Raw genomic sequence first — 19,949 nt, forward strand, 5'->3', positions numbered from 1 at the left:
CGCCAGCCATCGTGACTCGCTACTCGCCACTAGCCACTAGCCACTAGCCACTACGAACATAGCCATGGAATTCGACTCGCTTTTAAAATTGATGGTGCACAAGAACGCCTCCGATCTCTTCATCACCGCCGGCATTGCGCCGAGCATGAAGATCTCGGGTAAGATTGGGCCGGTCGCCAAGGGGAGTCTGACGCCCGACCAGGCCCGGCAGATTTGCTACAGCATCATGAATGCCGAGCAGAGAGCGGAATTCGAAGCCAGGCGCGAAAGCAACTTCGCCCTGAGCCGCTCCGGTATCGGGCGGTTCCGTGTCAATGTCTTTCAGCAGCGCAATCAGGTAGGCATGGTGCTGCGCAAGATCGAGACCAAGATTCCGACCTTTGATGATCTCGATTTGCCGGACGTCCTGCGCGAGCTGACCATGACCAAACGCGGCATCGTCCTGTTCGTTGGCGGCACCGGTTCCGGTAAATCCACCTCGCTGGCGGCCATGGTGGATCATCGCAACACCCACAGTACGGGTCACATCATCACCATCGAAGACCCTATCGAATACATCCACCAGCACAAGGGGTGCATCGTGACCCAGCGGGAAGTGGGTATCGATACCGACACCTTCGAGGATGCACTCGTGAACACCTTGCGCCAGGCGCCTGATGTCATTCTGATCGGTGAAATCCGTCACCGCGAGACCATGGAGCACGCCATTGCCTTCGCCGAGACCGGTCACCTCTGCCTGGCGACCCTTCACGCCAATAATGCCAACCAGGCGATGGACCGTGTGATCAACTTCTTCCCGGAGGATCGCCGGCCGCAGCTGTTGATGGACCTTTCGCTGAATATGAAAGCGGTCATCGCGCAGCGCCTGATCCCGAAAAAGGATGGCATAGGCCGTCGGGCCGCGGTCGAGGTGATGATCAACACACCACTGATGGCCGACCTGATCCACAAGGGCGAAGTCCATCAGATGAAGGAGCTGATGAAGAAGTCCGGCGAACAGGGTATGCAGACCTTTGATCAGGCGCTGTACGACCTTTATACGGAGGGATCGATCAACTTCGAAGAGGCCACCCGCAACGCCGACTCGCCCAACGAGGTTCGTATCATGGCGAAACTCGGTGCCGCCGAATCATCCGATGACCTCACCAAAGGCCTCGAAGGGCTGACCCTGGAGGAGACCGCGGATGAAAACGGTCCGGGCGGGTTGATCCGCTGATCCTGGTCGTGGGTGGAGAAAAAAACCCCTCACCGCAGACGACTACATGGATGTAGTCGGTTGAAAATGTCTGGAACCTATTTTCCAGGCGCAGAGTACGGGGAGAACACCGGGTCATAGATGTGCTGCTCCTTCAGGCAGCGATCTCACTGGCCTTAAAAAACCCTGCGAACTCCGCGCTTCTGCGGTGCAATCTGCAGTTGTTTGCTGTGAACTTTCCCTAAAATACCGATTCGGCATCGAATACCGGGCCGTCGACGCAGACCCGCTTCATGGCCGGGCCACTCTCGGTGGTTACCTGAATGGTGCAGCCGGCACATCCGCCGACGCCGCAGGCCATGAATTCCTCCATGGAGACCTGGCAGGTGACCCCGAAATTCTTCGCCACGCCGGCGATCGCCTCCAGCATGGGGTGCGGTCCGCAGGCATAGATGGCCACCTGCTTACGTTGTGCGGCATCCATCGCGTCCAGCCAGTGCCGCGCCAGATCGGTGACGAAGCCCTCGTGGCAGCCTGCATAGCCCTGTAGGCTGCAGAGTCGGCTGGCAATATCCCAGTCATCCAACAGCGGCATGGCGCCGGTTACCCCATCGGGAATGCCGGGTACCAGAATCTGCGATGGGCGTACGCGAAACGGGAAGGGCACTTCCGAGCCCATGAGCACGAGCGGCTCATAGCCTCCCGTGCGTCGCATTTCCTCGGCCAGGAAGATCATCGGCGGGATCCCCACGCCGCCGCCGATAAGCAGTGGACGCTTCCGCTCCCGGTCGACCGTAAAACCGTTCCCGATCGGGCCGAGGGTACTGATTCGCTCGCCCACCCGCCGTTCGGCGAGAAGGTGCGTGCCTTTTCCGAAGGCCTTGTAGAGCAGTTGGACCTCTCCGCTCTCCCGATCGCTGCGCATGATGGAAATGGGGCGACGTAGCGGGCGACTGGCATCACAGGTCAGGTGTACGAAACTCCCCGGCCCGGCCTTGGCGGCGATCCCGGGTGCCGCCAGACGTAGAACGTGCTGGTCACCCGCGTAATGCTCGTGGGCCAGTATCTTGGCCTCTTCGAGGAAGATGGTATTGCGATGTGGTTTGGTCATGGTTAGTGGCTAGTAACAACTGTCATTGCGTTCGAAGACGACACGGCCTTCGAGTAGGGTATGGGTCACACGGCCCTTCAACTCCCAGCCGAGGAGCGGCGTGTTCTTTCCGTAGCTGACCAGTGTCTCTTCACTCACCTGCCACCAGGCATCCGGATCGAAAATGCAGACATCGGCGGTAGCATCGAGGGCCAGCGTCCCGAGGCCATTTCCCAGAACCTCGGCCGGGCCGGTCGTCAGCCGGGCGAGGGCTTTATTACGCGGGAGTACTTTCTCGTCGGCCAGACGCAACAGCAAGGGCAGCAGAGTTTCAAGCGCCGATATTCCGGGTTCGGTGTCGGCAAACGGAGCCAGTTTGGCATCGGGGTCGTGGGGCTGATGGTCGGAGCAGACGGCGGTGATGACACCATCGGCAAGGGCGGCGCGCAGACCGTCGCGATCGCGGAAGGTGCGCAGCGGCGGTCGCACATGGCAGAGAGAGTCGAATACGCCGACGTCCATCTCGGTGAGGAACAGCTGGTGGGCGGTGACATCGCAGGTCACTGGCAGGCCCCGGGCGCGGGCGTCGGCTACCATCTCGACGGCTCGTGCCGTCGACAGACGGCTGAAGTGCGCCCGCACGCCGGTTCTTTCCACCAGGATCAGGTCGCGGGAGATACCGATGACTTCGGCGCACTCGGGGATGCCCGGCAGCCCGAGCCGTGTACTCATTTGTCCCTCGTGAAGGCAGCCGTTGCCGGCGAGCCAGGGATCCTCGCTACTGATAAACACTGTGAGCCCGAGGGTGGCGGCATACTCGAGGGCTCTGCGCATTACCAGGGTGTTGTGAACGGGTTGTGAGGCGTTGGTGACAGCGACACAGCCACTCTCCTGCAGCGCCAGCATTTCCGCCAGGTGCTCTCCGGCGAGCCGGGAGGTGAGCGCTCCCAAAGGCAGGACGCGGCTGTTGCCGGCCTTGCCGGCGCGGTAGAGGATCTGTTCCGCTACCGCCGGGTTGTCGATGACCGGATCGGTGTCCGGAGGACAGCAGAGGGTGGTAATCCCGCCGGCTGCCGCGGCGGCGGTTTCACTGGCGATCGTGCCTTTGTGCTCCTGTCCGGGCTCGCGCAGTCGCGACTGCAGGTCGATCAGACCGGGACAGACGACTCGGCCCGCGGCATCGATGGTGCGCTGCGCCTCGAACCCCGACGGCGCTGTGCCGATGCCGGCAATCCGGCCGTCGCGAATGAAGAGATCCGCCTCACGGTCGAGGTTCTGCGAAGGGTCGACAAGACGCCCGCCGCGGATGTGGATCGGTCCCGTCACGTCTCTCTCCCTGTTTCCGCCCCCGGTTGCCTGCCCAGGGCCATCGCCATGACGGCCATGCGTACGGCGATGCCGTTGCTGACCTGTTCCAGAATGACTGACTGCGGGCCGTCGGCCACCTCGGAGCTGATCTCGACGCCGCGGTTGATTGGGCCCGGGTGCATGACGATGGCGTCCGGCTTGGCCAACTTCAGTTTGTCCCCGGTGAGACCGTAGCGCTGAAAGAATTCGTGTTCGCTGGGGAGCAGGCCACCCTCCATGCGTTCGCGTTGCAGGCGCAGCATGATTACCACATCGACGCCCGCCAGGCCTGACTCCATGTCGTGGAAGACGTGGACGCCCAGGCTGCGGTGGTCCATCGGCAGCAGGGTCTTGGGCCCGATAACCCGCACTTCGCCGACCCCCAGCGTGTTCAATGCGTGGATCTGGGAACGGGCCACTCGTGAGTGCAGTATGTCACCGACGATCGCCACCCGCAGGTCACCGAAATCCCCTTTGTGACGACGAATCGTGAAGGTGTCGAGCATTGCCTGGGTCGGATGGGCGTGCTGACCGTCGCCGGCGTTGATGACCGAGATATGGGGGGCCACATTCTGTGCGATGAAGTGGGCCGCGCCGCTGTCGGCGTGGCGTACGACGAACATATCGCAGTGCATCGCCTCCAGGTTGTGGAGCATGTCCAGCAGGCTCTCGCCCTTGGAAGCTGCGGAGGTGGTGATGTTGATGTTGAGTACATCGGCGGAGAGACGCTTGGCGGCCAATTCGAAGGTGGTGCGCGTGCGCGTGCTGTTTTCAAAGAAGAGGTTGACCACCGTCTTGCCGCGCAGCAGTGGCACCTTTTTTACTGCCTGCGCCTTGATGTTGGCGAAGGATTCGGCGAGGTCGAGGATGTCGACCAGGGTCTGACGTTTCAGCCCCTCGATGGTGAGGAAGTGCCGAAGGTTGCCGGTGGCATCCAGTTGCAGATTCTTCAGCGTGTTCATTTCACCCGCTTCAGGCTGAGGGTCAGTTTATCCGGTCCGGTGAGTTTGACCTGCTCGCTCGGGCTCAGGTCCATGGAGAGGCCCGCCACATCGGCGCAAATGGGCAGTTCGCGGCCGCTGCGCTCGACCAGAATACCGAGCAGCACCGAGGCGGGACGCCCGTAATCGAAGATTTCATTCAGGGCGGCACGGATGGTACGACCGGTCTGCAGGACATCGTCGACCAGGATGATGTGACGGTCCTCCACCTCGAACGGAAGATTCGAGGGTTTGACCTGCGGATGGACCCCGATGCGCTCGAAGTCATCGCGATAAAAACTGATATCCAGGGTCCCAAGCGGCTCCTCGATGCCCAGTAGTTGGTGCAGGCACCGGGCCACCCAGACCCCCCCGGTGTGAATACCGATCATCAGCGGTGCAGTGATTCCGCGCTCCTCCAGGGTCGCGCGCAAGCGGGCCGCCATGCCGGCCAGCACCCGGTCGAGATCGTGTTGTAGTGGTGTCGTCATTGGGTGTATCGGTCCAGCCAGGCCTGCAGGATGATTCGGGCGGCAAGCCGGTCCACGTCCTCTTTCCGGTAACGGCTGCCGTGCGTCTCCATGAGGAGACCCGATGCCTCCAGCGACGTGAAGCGCTCGTCCTCCATGTATACCGGCAGATTGTACCTGCCCCGTAATTGATTACCAAAGCGGCGGGCGCGATGGGTCAACTCCTGCTCCCCGCCTTCCCGATCGAGGGGGAGGCCGACCACCAGCGCGACCGGGCACCACTCGCTAATCAGCTGCGAGATGCCCTCCCAGTCGGGTCGTTGATCACGGCTTCTCAGGGTGATCAGTTCACGGGCACCGCCGGTTAGCGTCTGACCCACAGCAACGCCGATGAACCGCAAACCATAATCGAAGCCGAGTACAGTGCCGCTCTCGGTGCGATCGGCTTTGGCGATCACGCGTGCCCGATCTGGCTGGAGAGCAGGTTGACATCCACGCCGAGCAGGGCCGCTGCCGCCGTCCAGCGCTGCCCGGGTCCGGACTCGAACAGGATGGACGAATCGGCCGGGCCGCTCAGCCAGGCATTGCTGGCAATTTCGTCCTCCAGCTGGCCCGCTCCCCAGCCGGCGTAACCAAGAGCGAACAGGTACCTTTTGGGGCCCTCTCCATAGGCGATGGCGGAGAGCACGTCACGGGAGGTGGTGACGGCGATATCGTCGGTGACCTTGAGACTGGAGTCCCACGCTCCCACCGACGCGTGGATCACGAATCCATGCTCCGGTTCGACCGGTCCGCCCTCGTAAACCGGCACCTCTACATCCACGCGGGGACTGGCTTCGATGCCCATATGATCGAATACCTCGCCGAGTGTCAGCTCGGAGGGGCGATTGATTACGATCCCCATGGCGCCTTTCTCGTTGTGCTCGCAGATATAGGTGACCGTGTGTGAGAAATTCGGGTCCGCCAGGCCGGGCATGGCGATCAGAAAGTGGTTGGTGAGATCGGAGGTTTCGCTCATAGCCATAGTATCGGGAAGCACCGGTGCTGTGTCGAGGCCGAAAGGCGTTGTTCCTGGAGAGCACGGGGGATCTCCAACCAGGGAGAGTATGGAAGGCTTTGTATCCTTGCGTTGTTTCGCATTGGCTCGACGATCTCCCCGTGCTTTACCGTCGAATCTTTTTCAGGTACTGCTGTCAGGCCGGGACCGGTCACCGGGTGTCGAACTGGTTGCCCGACTCGAACCGCCACACCCGGATGATATGCAGCACATCCATTTCCTCGCGCATGGCGTCGCTAAATGGGGCGAACGGCGCCGCCATTTCGACGATGCGAACGGCGGCGTCGTCGAGCGCTTTTTGTCCCGAGGACTGCCGCACCACGACCTTGTGCAGACTGCCATCCGGTTTGATGCCCACATCCAGCATCAGACTGCCGGTAAGTCCCTTGCGCCGGGCCTCTTCCGGGTAATTCAGATTCCCGATCCGCTCCACCTTGAGCCGCCAGGCGTCTTCATAGGCCGCATGTTCGTACTTCCTGGTGCTGGCGGAGATGTAGGTGTGCCTCGGCCTCTGCGCATAGGTCTGCTGGCGCTGCTGAATATCGGCGGAGAGCCGTGCGACTTCCCGGCTCAGCGCCATTAGCTCCGCCGCCGTAGGGGTATCGGGTCGGGCCTTGGGTGGAATCTTGTCGGCGGATTCCATCTGGATCCGGCTCTCCGGGGTGGTCATCACCCGGGAGCGCTCCGGCTCGGGCGGGGGTGAACTGGGCGCGCGGGTATTTTGGGCATCCCCTTTCTCAGGCGTGGGTCTGCTGTTGGAGACGGGGCTCGAGGGCTTGACCTTTTCGTTGACGTTGCCCCCGCCCTCCTGATCCGCCTGTGCCAGGTAGTCGGCCTCTTCCGGTGCCTTGTCGCTCTTGCTGTGGACCAAAGTGATATCGAGCGCAAGCGGCCGGGGCTCCGGATTGGTGAAGTCCTCGAGATCAAAGGTCACGCCCAGGATTACCAGGGCGTGAAACGCCACGGCAAAAAACAGGGTCAGTCCGAAGCGGTCGGCGTTGCCGGGCTCGAACTGGCGTGGCGAGGGAAGCGTGTCGGCCATGAGGTGATTATACAGGGCCGAAGCCCCCGGGTCGTGGGGTGCCGCGCGGATTTTTCGACCACTAACCGAGGGACCTGAACGTCGTTGATGAGTACGGGGAGCTTTGTTCTTGCCGCTGAGGCCATAGAACACTCACCTACCGTTGGTGTTCTCGGTGGTTACCCTCTTTTCCCGCTGCCGAGCCAGCTATCCGCTCATCGAGTTTACGGTCGATGGCTTCCATCAACTGTCCCCCGATGTCCAGGTCGTAGGCGGCATCCAGTTCGCGGATACAGGTGGGGCTGGTGACGTTGATTTCGGTAAGAAAATCGCCAATGACGTCGAGTCCGACAAAGATCAATCCCATTTCCCGCAGCTTCGGCGCCACCTGTTCACAGATCCAGCGGTCGCGGGCACTCAGGGGTACGGTCTCGCCGCGACCGCCTGCTGCCAGGTTGCCGCGAATATCGCCCTGGGCAGGAATGCGCGCCAGGGCGTAGGGCGCCGGTTCGCCGTCGATGAGCAGGATGCGCTTGTCCCCGGCACGGATCTCCGGCACGAAGCGCTGCGCCATGATAAACCCGGTGCCATTGCCGGTGAGGGTTTCGATGATGACGTTGAGGTTGGTGTCGGGCCCCTCCACCTTGAAGATGGAGGCCCCGCCCATGGCGCCCAATGGCTTGAAGACGGTGGCACCCTGTTCGGCATGGAATGCGCGCAGTGCGTCGGCATCACGGCTGACCAGCGTCGGTGGGGTGCATTGCGGGAACCAGGCGGTGAAGAGCTTCTCGTTGGCATCCCGCAGGGATACGGCCCGGTTCACCACCAGCGTGCCAGCTTCCTCGGCGCGCTCCAGCAGATAGGTGGTGTAGATGAATTCCATATCGAAGGGTGGATCCTTGCGCATCAGAATCACATCCAACGAACCCAACGGGTGCACTTCCGCCTCATCCAGGTCGAACCAGTGGTCCGGATCAGCGTGAACCCGGAGTGGGCGCATGCGCGCTGACGACTCGCCATCGCGCAGGAACAGATCCCGCTGTTCCATGTAGCGCAACTCCCAGCCACGGCGCTGAGCCGCCAGCAGCATCGCCAGCGTGCTGTCCTTTTTGTAGCTGATTGCTGCGATGGGGTCCATCACCACGCCGACCATGATGGTCATTGAACCTCATCTCCCATGTGTTCCGCGAGTTCGCGGGCCGCGGCGAGCAGTGCCAGGCGGGCGATGACGCCGTAGGCGTAGAAACGGTTCTTGCCGGCGTCGGGATCCTCGCGGGAATCGGGATTGTTGCACACCTCGGCGAATGCCAGCGGTTCGAAATGCATACCGGGGGCGTTGAGGTTTTCATTGCGGCCACGGCCGGTGTGGACACGATAGAAACCGCCGACCACAAAATGGTCGATCATGTAGACCACCGGCTCAGCCACGGCTTCCGGATTGCCCCAGGTCTCGAACGTATAGACCCCCTCCTGGACGATGACACGGGAGACTGCCTGTCCCTCCTTCGTCCTGGACATGCGGGTGCGTTGTTTGCGGTTGAGTTCATGGGCCTCTTCGGGGGAGTGCAGGGTGGTAATGCCCATGCCATAGGTCCCCGATTCCGCCTTCACGACCACGTAGGGTTTCTGAGCAATCCCGTATTCGTCGTACTTTTTCTGAATGGCATTGAGCAGGGCCCCGGCATTTCTCGCCACGCAGTCCTCGCCCTCGCGCTTCATGAAATCGATCTCGCCGCAGTTGCGGAAAAGCGGATCGATGAGCCACGGATCGATGTCCACCAGATCGGCAAACTCACCGGTCACCTCGCGGTAATGGCCGAAGTGTTCCGATTTCATGCGATTGGACCAACCGAGTTCCAGCGGTGGTATCAGAGGCTGCTCGATATCTTCCAGCATGGGCGGGCGCCCCCCGGACAGGTCATTGTTCAGCAGCACCACACAGGGGAAAAAGTCGCCTACACCGACCTTGTCGCCTTCGCGGCGCAACGGCTCGAGATGTATTTTGCGGCCCGATGACAGCTCAATGGTCTGGGGAGCCTCGAGGTCGGGGAGCAGTGAGCCGAGTCGCACCTCAAATCCCGCCTTGCCAATCAGGTCCTGCAGGGTGGCCAGGCTCTCCAGATAGTAGAGATTACGGGTATGGCTCTCGGGAACCAGCAACATTCTGGTCGCCGAGGGGTAGATACGCTCCATGGCCGACTGGATTGCCTGAATGCACAGACCCTCGAAGGCGGAGCTGAGATTGTTGAAGCCCGCGGGGAAAAGATTGGTGTCTACCGGCGCCAGCTTGAAACCTGCATTACGCAAGTCCACCGAGGCGTAGAAGGGGGCCGGCGTTTTCAGAAACTGACTGCGAAACCAGGACTCGATCCGCGGCTGATTCTCCAAAAGGTGCGATTCGAGCAGAAGAAGAGGACCGGTCGGGGCGGTTGTCAGGTGCGGAACGGCATCCAATTGATTTACAATCATTCTTGGCAGGTGAGCTCTTAAAGTTGTTGAATGAATTGGTCGGATTTTAGCAGCAACGGACCTGCATGGGGCAATTCGCCGGTATGGGCTGCCTCGTAAGGTATACGAATTATGTGGGCCTTATGCGGCAAAAGCCAAGCACCACGGGCGTTTTTTGAATCTGTTCAAGGTGGGCGTGTTCCGATAGGATGAAGCCCGCAAAGCGAATAGTGGTTGACCCGGGAGGGGCCGTGTCAGGGGAAGCAGCAGCTCGGAGTGGAACAGCGGACCAGATCAAGGTGATGGTCATCGATGACAGCAAGACCATTCGACGTACCGCTGAGAGCCTTCTTAAAAAGGAGGGCTGTATCGTCTTTACGGCAAATGACGGCTTTGAAGCGCTCGCCAAGATCGCCGATCATGAGCCCGATATCATCTTCGTCGATATCATGATGCCGCGGCTTGACGGGTATCAGACCTGTGCGCTTATCAAGCACAATAAAAAATTCAGCAAAGTACCGGTGATCATGCTCTCCAGTAAGGATGGACTGTTCGATCGCGCACGCGGCCGTATCGTGGGTTCGGAACAGTACCTGACCAAGCCCTTCACCAGGGATGAGCTCATCGGTGCCATCAAAAAGCACGTAGTAAACTTGAATTAAACGTTCAACAGATACAACAAAAAAGCGGCATTTGCCGAATTGCCTAACTTTAAAAACGGGAGACCAGTTATGGCGCAGATCCTGATTGTCGACGACTCGCCGACGGAGATTTACGCAGTGCGTTCTGTTCTTGAGAAGCTCGGGCATATTATCGAGATCGCCGAAAACGGTGAAGATGGCATCAGCAAAGCCAAGGAGCTCAAGCCGGACCTGATCCTCATGGACGTAGTAATGCCGGGCATGAACGGTTTTCAGGCAACGCGAAAGATCAGCAAAGACCCTGAGGTCGCCGAGATCCCGATCATCATGATTACCAGCAAGGATCAGGAGACCGATCGTGTCTGGGGGCTTCGCCAGGGCGCAAAGGCTTACCTCACCAAACCGGTAGCCGAAGACGAACTGGTGGAAAAGGTCAACTCGGTGCTGGGCGCCTGAGAGCGACATGGCAGCGGATACCGAAAAGACGCCCTTCGACCTGCTGAGGGATATCGAACGGCGCAGCCGGGATAATGCCCATGGCCTCCCTGAGCAGGTCGAGATTCAGACTACCTGGGCAGGTATCGGGTTCCGGGTCGGTGATGCGCATTTGGTGGCGTCCCTGGGAGCCGTTCGGGAAATCCTGATCTCTCCTGTTCTCACCCGAGTCCCGGGGGCCCGGGTGTGGATGAAAGGGATTGCCAACGTTCGCGGTAATCTGCTCCCGGTCACGGATCTGAAAGGCCTGCTTGTGGGCGAGTCGACACCCCTGCGGCAGAGTGCGCGGGTGTTGGCGGTCAACAACGGTACGGTAAGCGCGGGACTGCTGGTGGACGAGGTATATGGTCTGCGGCACTTTCGCGATGAGAATTTTAGCGACAGTGCCGATGCGGTTCCGGAGTTTTTCCGCCGCTTTACCAACGGCGTCTATCGCCAGAATCAGGAAGTCTGGGGTAATGCGAACCTGCATGCCTTGATAGAGAGCGACGAATTCATGCACGTCGCCGCCTGACGGTACGGGTACCGGGGGTCACGCTGTTTCGTTTTTCGGAATATCTTTAGGAGCGGGAGCAATGGGTTTGAAGGGTAACGATAAGGGCTCGAATAGCGCTGGGGGAAAGGGCCTTGCAGCCCTTATCGTCTTGCTGCTCGTTTTCGTGGGGCTGATGGGCGCCGTCTCCTGGCGCGTTGGTATCCAGGACACCAACGATAAGCAGTATATCGGTCTGCTGGGTGAACAGAGGGTGCTTTCGCAGCAGATCACGAAATTCGCCGGCCAGGCGACACAGGGTAAAGCGGATACCTATTCCCAGCTGACGAATTACCGTGATCGCTTTGCCGATTCACTTCAAATCCTGCAGTCGGGTGATCCGCAAAGCAGTTTGCCTCCGTCACCGGAGAGCATCAGCGAGGAACTCGAGCGGGTGACGCTCCTGTGGCAGCGCTTCGATGCCAACATCGATACCATCGAAAAGAGCGGGCCGGTGGTAACGGAGTTGCGCGGTATCGTGCAGGAGATCAATGACAGTTCGTCGCAGATGCTCGTCGTCACTGATGAAGTCGCGACCCTGATGACTGAAAAGGATGTCTCCGGCACGCAAATCTACCTGGCCAGCCGGCAATTGATGCTCAGTCAACGCATCGTCAATAACGTCAACCGGATTCTGGAAGGCGATACCGGTGCGGTAACGGCCGCCGATCGTTTTGGTCGTGATGCCAATCTGTTCGGGAGTGTCATTCAGGGCATGCTCGACGGGGACGCCGACTCGAACATCGACCGCGTTGAAGATGAGGCGGTGCGCAGCAAGTTGAAAGAGGTTGCGGGCCTGTTTTCCGAATTCAGCGATCAGATGGGTGCCATTCTCGAATCCAGTCCCGAGATGTTCGAGGTCTCCGAGGCGTCCCAGGTCATTCTCAACACCAGTGAACCTCTCCTGCAGGCGCTAGGCGCGCTCGAGGATGCCTACCTCAATCAGATTGACAGTCGCACCATCAGTTCGATGCTCGGCAATATCTTCGGCATCATCGCGCTGCTGCTGCTGTTCATGCTCGGCTACAGGCTAAAGCGTGAGGGCGAAATCCGCCTCGCGAAAACCGAAGCCGAACGGCGCACCACCGAGGGACACAATCAGCGTAACCAGCAGGCAATCATGCGGCTGCTCGACGAGATGGGCGACCTTGCAGATGGTGACCTTACGGTCGACGCCACGGTGACCGAAGACATCACCGGGGCCATCGCCGACTCGGTCAACTACGCCATCGAAGCACTGCGTACGCTGGTTACCGCCATCAACGATACGGCTACCCAGGTCAGTCAGGCGGCGGATCAGTCGCGTGCGACGGCCACCCACCTGACCGAAGCCTCCGAGCGACAGGCACACGAGATCACCTCGGCTTCGTCCAAGATCAAGGAGATGGCGATATCGATCGAAGGTGTATCGGTCAATGCCGACCAGCTTGCCGAGGAGTCACAGCGCTCGGTGGCGATCGCCAAGAAAGGAACCGTCGCGGTACAGAACACCATCGATGGCATGGGTTCGATTCGCGAGCAGATCCAGGAAACCTCGAAACGTATCAAACGCTTGGGTGAGAGTTCGCAAGAGATCGGCGATACCGTGGGATTGATCAACGACATCGCCGAGCAGACCAACATCCTCGCTCTGAATGCGGCCATTCAGGCGGCGATGGCCGGCGAAGCCGGCCGCGGCTTTGCCGTGGTGGCGGACGAGGTGCAGCGGCTTGCAGAGCGTTCGGCCGATGCAACCAAGCAGATCGAGGCGTTGGTAAAGACCATCCAGACCGACACCAACGAGGCCGTCATTTCCATGGAGCAAAGCACCTCCGGTGTGGTTTCCGGTGCCAAATTGGCCGAGGATGCCGGTTCGGCTCTTGGAGAGATCGAGCAAGTATCGAATCGCCTGGCTGGCCTTATCCGTAATATTACCGAGGCCACCAGCGAACAGGCGGGTGCGGCGGTCAATATCACGGATACCATGAATGTCATCCAGGAGATCACCACCCAGACATCGGACGGGACAAACCAGACCGCTGCCTCCATCGGTAATCTCGCGGAACTGGCGGACGACATGAAGAAATCGGTTTCCGGCTTCAAGTTGCCGGTCTGACGGACCGTAGCATGCAGACAGCGGAGACATTTGACGTCAGCACCCTTGCCTGGATCAAGGGTGAATTGGACGAAACGCTCGAAGACGCCCGCCAGGCGCTGGAATCGTTCGCCGAAGCGCCTGAGGATGTCGGCCAGCTGGATCCCTGCATCGATGCCCTGCACCAGGTGCACCGCACCCTGCAAATGGTGGAGCTGTCTGCTGCCGCACAATTTTTGGCGGAGGTCGAAATTTTTGCGCGGGCCCTACAGCGTGGCGAACTGACGCCGGCTGATGGGGAGCGGGGAGAGGCCGAAGAGGCGCTGATGCGCGCCATTCTGGAGTTGCCCGACTATCTTGATGCGTTGCAAAGCGGCCGGCCCGATTCTCTCCTGCCGTTGTTACCGCTGGTAAACGAAATGCGTCGGTTGCGAGGCGAAGCCGAATGGTCTCAATTGTCGGTTTTTCATCCCGACTTGAGCATCCGGCCACCCAGTCGGGAATCGGCCGGTAATCTGCAAGCGGTTGCCCGTAAAGCCCGGCCCCACTACCAAACCGCTCTTGCCAACCTGTTGCGGGACCGCGAAGCCGCGTCCAGCCTGCAGACGCTTCAGAAGGTTCTCGATGCCCTGTTCAAAATTGCCGATGAGAGTTCCATCCGGCAGGCACTTTGGGCTGCCTCGGCGCTTGTTGAGGCATTGTCCGAGAAGGGGCTTGAACCCTCCATTGAGGTAAAGCACCTGCTCGGCAAGATAGAACAGCTGGTCAAGTATTTGGCCCAGAAGGAGGAGACGGCGGCTAACGCCGAGCATGTCCAGGCGTTGACTCGAGTGCTCCTGTATCACGTTGGTCGTGCGACCGCCGGTGGTGTGCTGGTGGCGGGCATCAAGGATGCCTTCGGCCTCGACCGCTTCTTCCTGGAAGAGGGGTCGGCAGGATTGACCGCGGAGCTCAAGAGAACGGTTGCGGCCGATATCATGGAAGAGCTATCGCACGTCAAGGATCAGCTTGACGTCTTTGTGCGTGGCCAGAGAGGTGACCTGGAGAGTCTTCAGCCGATCGGCGATGGCCTGCACCGTCTGGTTGATACGCTGGATCTTTTGCGGCAGGTGCCCCTGCAGCAGGCGCTAAAGGAGCAGGTGGGGGTACTTGGCCGTATTCGCCTGGGTGAGCTTGAGCCGGAAGACGAGGTCTTGATGGGCGTGGCCGGCGCGTTACTGCTGGTGGAATCCACCCTCCAGGATTGGGGCTCGAGCGCTCCGATGGAAAAGGCCGACGATTCCGGAGAGCGAGCCGGAGAATCCCCCGAAGCCGAACACCTGCGTGGTGTCCGGCAGGTGATGAAAGAGAGCCTGAGCGATCTGATCCGGATTCGTGAATCGCTCTCGGCCTATCTGGATAACCCCGGCGATGTCGAAAGGCTGAGTTCCCTCCCCGCTGATTTTCACCGTCTGGTGGCGAGCCTCGACCTTCTCTCCTACTCACGGGTCGCCAGGATCCTGCAGGCCTCCGCTGCCTACGTGCGTGGCGAGATCCTGAACGGCAATATGGTTCCGGATACCAGCCGACTCGACCAGTTGGCCGATGCCGTGATGAGTGTCGAGTATTATCTCGAGGCATTCGTCCAGAGCCGCGTTCATCCCGCTTCCGTGCTCGACGTTGCCGAAAATGCCTTGGCCGGGCTCGGATTCCCGGTTGGAGATTTACTGGAGGGGATGGATGCCGGCGAGCCCTGGAACTCGAAGGCCGGCGAGTCGACCCCTTCGGTTGCCGGAAAGGAAAGCGTCGAGGGGACGGGAACTGCCGCCGGCGCCGAGGCGAACACTGGCGGGTCGATCACCGATGCGGCAGAGCACGGGGACGAAATCGATGACGAGATTGCCGCAGTCTTTCTCGAAGAGGCCCAGGAGGAGCTGGAGAGAATCACCAGACTCCTTCCTGTCTGGGAAGCCAACCCTTCGGATCACAGTGTGCTCGCTGAGTATCGACGCTCCTTTCACACCCTGAAAGGCAGTGGTCGACTGGTCGGTGCCCATGAGCTGGGTGAGTTTGCCTGGTCCTTCGAGAAGATGCTCAATCGGGTAATCGATCGGGGAGTCGAGCCCGATCCGCTCCTGTTTGAGGTGCTGCATCGCGCCGAGAGGGTGATTCCCCAACTTGTAGAGCAATTTCGAACCGGTACACGGCCCGACATCGAGGTAAAGGCCTTGGCGGATGCCGCTGACGCGCTCACTCGTGGCGATCGGCCGGTGCTCCCCGAAGAGGGAACACCTGTCGAGCCTGCGGAGTCCCCGAAACCGGCCATCGACACGGATCCCGAGCTGCTCGACATCTACGCCAAGGAAACGGCGGAACACCTTGCTGCAATTGATCGGTTCCTGTTCGAGTGCCGCTCTGAAGGGGTGCGCTACGCCAGCGAACCGCTGGTCCGGGCGCTGCACACGTTGAAAGGCAGCTCGCAGATCGCCGGTGTCGCCGAAGCAGCCCGGATCGCCGAAGCGTTGGAGAAATACAGCAAGGCACTTCAGACCGTCCACCAACCCCTTAGCAACGACTGGATTGCCGTCCTCCAAGAGAGTCGCGACCTCGTTGAAGGGGTGCTGGTACATCTGAATAACCCCTCGATTCCATTGCCGCCGGGCGGGGACCTGCAAACCCGCGCCGAAGCCTTCTACGCCTCCGTCCGCCACCTGGAAAAGCGGGTCTCGCCGGACGACACATTTTTCGCAGAACCCGGAGAGGCCGAAAACCCGCCGACCTCGATGTTTTCGGGCGGGCAAACCGCCCCGGAATTGAACGACCTGCACGGACCCGACGATTGCCCGCTCCCGGGGAGCGACAGCCTGCAGGCGGTGGATGTTCCGACGGCGCCCCGAGGTTGGACGGAGACGGCTGACTGCGAGGGGGAAGAGGCATCGGAGCTGGTTCGTCTTTTCCTGGAAGAGGGGGGCGAAATCCTCGACGAGAGCGAACGGCTCCTCGAGGCCTGGACAGCGCAGCCTGATGATCGAAAGGCTGTCCAGGGGCTCCAGCATCAGCTGCATACGCTCAAAGGGAGCGCTCGCCTGGCGGGTATAGTGGCAGTGGGCGATCTCTCCCACCAGCTCGAATCCGTCTACGAAGCGATTATCGAGGGGCGGCTGTCGCCCACCCCGGCCCTGCTGAGTGAACTGCAACTCGATCACGATCGGCTGGTGTCGATGCTGGAACAGGTTCGCCATGGCGAACAGGTGGAGGGTGATGCAAACGATATTGCACGCCTCAAGGCTGCGGCTCAGGGCGTAACGTCGGCACTAAGCGGAGAGCAGGCTCCGGAGCCGGGCTCCCGGGCAGCGGCCGAAACCGGGAATGAGGACGAAGAGGATCCCGAACTTCTCGAGCTGTTTCTGGAAGAGGGACGCGAGATACTCGACAGCAGCGAGCAAATTCTGCAGTCGTGGCTCGAGACTCCCAATGACCATTCGCTGGTCCAGTCACTTCAGCGTCAACTGCACACCCTGAAAGGCAGTGCCCGCATGGCGGGTGTGGCGGCTATCGGCGATCTCAGTCACGCTCTCGAATCCACCTTTGAAGCGCTGCTGGAGCGGCGCGCGCAGGTCCTTCCGGAGCTGCTCGAAGCGATACAGCAGGCCCACGATCGACTCTCCACCATGCTGGAACAGGTCTGGGAACACCAACCGGTCCCAGCGGCCGAAGAGCTGACCCGGCGCATCATGGAACTGCTCCGGACTCCCGAAGCGCCCAGCGAACCGGAAGCCGCACTGCCGGATCCCTCACTTGGGGAGCCGGCGGCGTACCACAGGAGCGCCACCGCAGAATCAACAGAACGGTTACAAGCCGCCGCGCACGACTTTTACCCGGAAGCAATGCGACTGGTCGAACACTTTGGTGCCGAACTCCAACACTGGCAGGGTGCTCCGAGCGACATCGAATTGCATGCCGCCCTGACAGGTACCGGCGTTAGTCTGGAGCAGTTGGCTCGGGAAGCCGATGTCCAAAATATGGTCGACCTTGTCATGGTTACCGGGATGTTGCTTTCCGAAGTCCGTGACGGGCATGTTCCGGTATCCGATGACCTGTTCGGGTTAATGCATCTGGTGCATGAACGCCTGTCGCTCCTTGTCGAGCAGCATTATCACGGGCTGCCGCTTGGCGGTGTGCAGGACCTCATCGACAGCATCAAGGAGTTGATCGCTCGGCATCTTGAAAAGCGTGGAGAGAAGGAGGATGCGGAAGATAATCGCCAGTCGACCCGCATTCAGCATGAAATGGTTCGTGTCCGTCGCGACTTGATGGATAACCTGGTCAACTATGCCGGCGAAGTGAGTATCTATCGTTCGCGCATCGAACAGCGACTGAACTCTTTCGGTTTCAGTATTGGTGAGCTGGATGAGACCGTAGACCGCCTTCGCCATCAGCTACGTCAGTTCGATATCGAAACCGAGGCACAGATCTCTGCCCGGTATCAGGACGCCAGCGAGGAGTACGACGACTTCGATCCGTTGGAGTTCGATCGCTTTACCAATATGCAGCAGCTCTCCCGGGCCATGATGGAGAGTTTGAGCGATATCGGCTCGATCAAAGGGATGATGACAGAGATCGAGCGTGAATCGGAGACCCTGCTCCTGCAGCAGGCCCGGGTCAATACCGAGCTGCAGGAGAACCTGATGCAGACGCGGATGGTCCCGCTGGTGGACAATGCGCCGCGGCTGCGCCGCATCGTTCGCCAGACGGCATCGGAAATCGGCCGCAAAGCCAGCCTCGGCTTTCAGGGCGCTGAAGTGGAAATGGATCGACGTGTGGTTGAGCGTCTGATTGCACCCCTCGAGCATATGCTGCGAAATGCTGTCGCACACGGTATTGAATCACCCGAAGAGCGCCTCGCCGCCGGCAAAAGTGAGACCGGTTCAATTACCATCGCCCTGTCCCGGGAGGGCGCAGAAGTCGTAGTCCGCGTCTCCGATGACGGGCGGGGTATCGATGCCGATGCCGTTCGTGACAAGGCCATCGAACGGGGTCTGATGGAAGCCGATGCCAATCTCGGGGAGCAGGAGGTGATGCAGTTCATATTCGAGTCGGGTTTCTCGACAGCCGCCGCGCTGAGCCAGGTTGCCGGGCGCGGTATCGGCATGGATGTGGTCAGCAGCGAAGTACGACAGTTGAGTGGCTCGATGGACATCGATTCAGTGAAAGGCCAGGGTACGCGATTTACCGTGCGCCTCCCCTTTTCCCTGTCGGTAAGCCGGGCATTGATTGTACATGTCGGTGAACAGACCTTCGCCATTCCATTGCTGTCCGTGCAAGGCATAGCGCGTGCGGACCCTGCGGAAGTGGAGGAACTCCTGCAGCAGGAGCATCCGACCTATTCATGGCTTGGAGAGAGCTATGAGTTGATGCACCCGCGTCAGGCGATCGGTATTGATGAAGTGGCGGCGCCGTCCGAGGTGAAAAAGCAGCCCCTCCTTCTGGCGCAAAGTGGCGAGCACCGTATCGCGCTGATCGTCGATCGCATCGAGGGAAGCCGGGAAGTCGTCATCAAGTCCCTGGGGCCACAGCTGAGTATGCTTCAGTCGCTCTCCGGGGCGACCATTCTGGCTGATGGCAGTATCGCCCTGGTGCTGGAGCTGTCGGCGCTGATCCGCAGGGGTATTGCTCATCGACATCGAGTCGGGAAGCAGCTGGCGTCGGGTGCGACGCCTGCCCCCTCGGTCCCGACCGTGATGATCGTGGACGACTCTATCACCGTACGGGCGGTCACCAAGCGGTTGTTGAAACGCCATGGTATGAATGCTGTGGCCGCAAAGGATGGTGTCGATGCCTTGACGATCCTGGAAGAAATCACTCCGGACGTCATGCTCTTGGATATCGAGATGCCGCGAATGGACGGCTTTGAACTGGCCACGCACATCCGAAATTCGGAAGCCTTGAAAGATATTCCTATTATCATGATTACCTCGCGTACCGGAGAGAAACACCGCCAACGTGCCACGGATATCGGCGTCAATCGCTACATGGGCAAGCCCTATTCGGAAGGTGACCTCATGGAAAATATCGAATCGCTGATTGGTGACGCCGAATCATGGAAGCCGGCAGGATGACAGGACCCGATACCGCAGTGGGACGGGAAGAGCAGCAGAGTGCGGACGCCATTCGTTGCCTCTCCATTCCCATTGAAGGAAGCGCACTGCTCCTGCCCTATACCGCCGTAGCGGAAGTGATAGAGCTTGGCCATCCGACACCGCTCGCCAACGGACCCGGCTGGCTCCTGGGCCTGCGGCAATGGCGGGGAGTTACGGTTCCGGTACTGACCCTGGAAAGTCTGGTAGGTACTGCATCCACATCCTTGAGCGGTCCGCCCGAGAAAGTGGTGGTGTGCAATACACTGAACGGCAATCCCAAGCTGCCATTTCTCGCGGTGGCGGCTTCCGGTGTTCCTCGCCTTACCTGGGCGCGACGCGACGCCCTTGCCACCATGGAAAAGTCCGGGAACCGTGAGCGACCGGCAGCTCTCGGTCACATGCGCATGCCGAATGGCGACATCATCATCCCCGATTTCGATGTGCTGGAGCAGATGCTGCTTCGGTTGGGTCTTTGAAACC

16 protein-coding genes are annotated in these 19,949 nt (G+C 60.2%); 7 read left to right on the top strand and 9 right to left on the bottom strand.

The features are described from left to right. Nucleotides 1-64: 64 nt before the first annotated feature. Entirely contained in the window at nt 65-1,216 is a 1,152-nt protein-coding gene (locus Q7L05_RS02825) for a PilT/PilU family type 4a pilus ATPase (RefSeq protein WP_303901621.1), read from the top strand. Nucleotides 1,217-1,436: 220 nt separating this feature from the next. On the opposite strand, the gene Q7L05_RS02830 is transcribed toward Q7L05_RS02825, so the two are convergent. The 9 genes from Q7L05_RS02830 to gshA all read right to left on the bottom strand — a co-directional run bounded on the left by Q7L05_RS02830 (nt 1,437) and on the right by gshA (nt 9,629). After that, on the bottom strand, nt 1,437-2,306 hold the full coding sequence (locus Q7L05_RS02830) for a dihydroorotate dehydrogenase electron transfer subunit (protein ID WP_303901623.1): 870 nt from the start codon (nt 2,304-2,306) through the stop codon (nt 1,437-1,439). Nucleotides 2,307-2,315: 9 nt separating this feature from the next. Then, a complete protein-coding gene (locus Q7L05_RS02835) occupies nt 2,316-3,611 on the bottom strand; it encodes a dihydroorotase (protein ID WP_303901625.1) in 1,296 nt (431 codons plus the stop codon). Beyond that, the gene (locus Q7L05_RS02840) at nt 3,608-4,585 is read right to left on the bottom strand and encodes an aspartate carbamoyltransferase catalytic subunit (RefSeq protein ID WP_303901728.1); all 978 of its coding nucleotides are present in this window, start codon (nt 4,583-4,585) and stop codon (nt 3,608-3,610) included. The genes Q7L05_RS02835 and Q7L05_RS02840 overlap by 4 nt, the downstream gene beginning before the upstream one ends. A 5-nt stretch (nt 4,586-4,590) precedes the next feature. Continuing rightward, nucleotides 4,591-5,103, bottom strand: coding sequence for a bifunctional pyr operon transcriptional regulator/uracil phosphoribosyltransferase PyrR (pyrR, locus tag Q7L05_RS02845; RefSeq protein ID WP_303901628.1), 513 nt, complete (start codon nt 5,101-5,103; stop codon nt 4,591-4,593). Next, a complete protein-coding gene (gene ruvX / locus Q7L05_RS02850; RefSeq protein ID WP_303901631.1) occupies nt 5,100-5,540 on the bottom strand; it encodes a Holliday junction resolvase RuvX in 441 nt (146 codons plus the stop codon). Before ruvX ends, pyrR begins: the two co-directional genes overlap by 4 nt. Continuing rightward, entirely contained in the window at nt 5,537-6,100 is a 564-nt protein-coding gene (locus Q7L05_RS02855) for a YqgE/AlgH family protein (RefSeq protein WP_303901730.1), read from the bottom strand. Before Q7L05_RS02855 ends, ruvX begins: the two co-directional genes overlap by 4 nt. A gap of 190 nt (nt 6,101-6,290) precedes the next feature. After that, the gene (locus tag Q7L05_RS02860) at nt 6,291-7,181 is read right to left on the bottom strand and encodes an energy transducer TonB (RefSeq protein WP_303901634.1); all 891 of its coding nucleotides are present in this window, start codon (nt 7,179-7,181) and stop codon (nt 6,291-6,293) included. Between the two features lie 136 nt (nt 7,182-7,317). After that, entirely contained in the window at nt 7,318-8,322 is a 1,005-nt protein-coding gene (gene gshB / locus Q7L05_RS02865) for a glutathione synthase (RefSeq protein ID WP_303901637.1), read from the bottom strand. Beyond that, a complete protein-coding gene (gene gshA / locus Q7L05_RS02870) occupies nt 8,319-9,629 on the bottom strand; it encodes a glutamate--cysteine ligase (protein WP_303901639.1) in 1,311 nt (436 codons plus the stop codon). The genes gshB and gshA overlap by 4 nt, the downstream gene beginning before the upstream one ends. A gap of 281 nt (nt 9,630-9,910) precedes the next feature. Between gshA and Q7L05_RS02875 the strand changes: the two genes are divergently transcribed. The 6 genes from Q7L05_RS02875 to Q7L05_RS02900 all read left to right on the top strand — a co-directional run bounded on the left by Q7L05_RS02875 (nt 9,911) and on the right by Q7L05_RS02900 (nt 19,945). Then, nucleotides 9,911-10,270 carry a response regulator gene (locus Q7L05_RS02875; RefSeq protein WP_303901733.1) on the top strand — a complete coding sequence of 120 codons (360 nt, stop codon included), beginning with the start codon at nt 9,911-9,913 and terminating at the stop codon, nt 10,268-10,270. A gap of 69 nt (nt 10,271-10,339) precedes the next feature. Beyond that, on the top strand, nt 10,340-10,705 hold the full coding sequence (locus Q7L05_RS02880; protein ID WP_303901642.1) for a response regulator transcription factor: 366 nt from the start codon (nt 10,340-10,342) through the stop codon (nt 10,703-10,705). 7 nt (nt 10,706-10,712) lie between these two features. Beyond that, nucleotides 10,713-11,258, top strand: a complete 546-nt coding sequence (locus Q7L05_RS02885) for a chemotaxis protein CheW (protein ID WP_303901645.1) — start codon at nt 10,713-10,715, stop codon at nt 11,256-11,258. Between the two features lie 61 nt (nt 11,259-11,319). Continuing rightward, entirely contained in the window at nt 11,320-13,371 is a 2,052-nt protein-coding gene (locus tag Q7L05_RS02890) for a methyl-accepting chemotaxis protein (RefSeq protein WP_303901648.1), read from the top strand. 11 nt (nt 13,372-13,382) lie between these two features. Further along, entirely contained in the window at nt 13,383-19,448 is a 6,066-nt protein-coding gene (locus tag Q7L05_RS02895; RefSeq protein ID WP_303901651.1) for a hybrid sensor histidine kinase/response regulator, read from the top strand. Then, a complete protein-coding gene (locus Q7L05_RS02900; protein WP_303901655.1) occupies nt 19,445-19,945 on the top strand; it encodes a chemotaxis protein CheW in 501 nt (166 codons plus the stop codon). Before Q7L05_RS02895 ends, Q7L05_RS02900 begins: the two co-directional genes overlap by 4 nt. Nucleotides 19,946-19,949: the final 4 nt, after the last annotated feature.

The organism is Thiohalomonas denitrificans, assembly GCF_016841685.1.
Taxonomy (GTDB): domain Bacteria; phylum Pseudomonadota; class Gammaproteobacteria; order Thiohalomonadales; family Thiohalomonadaceae; genus Thiohalomonas; species Thiohalomonas denitrificans_A.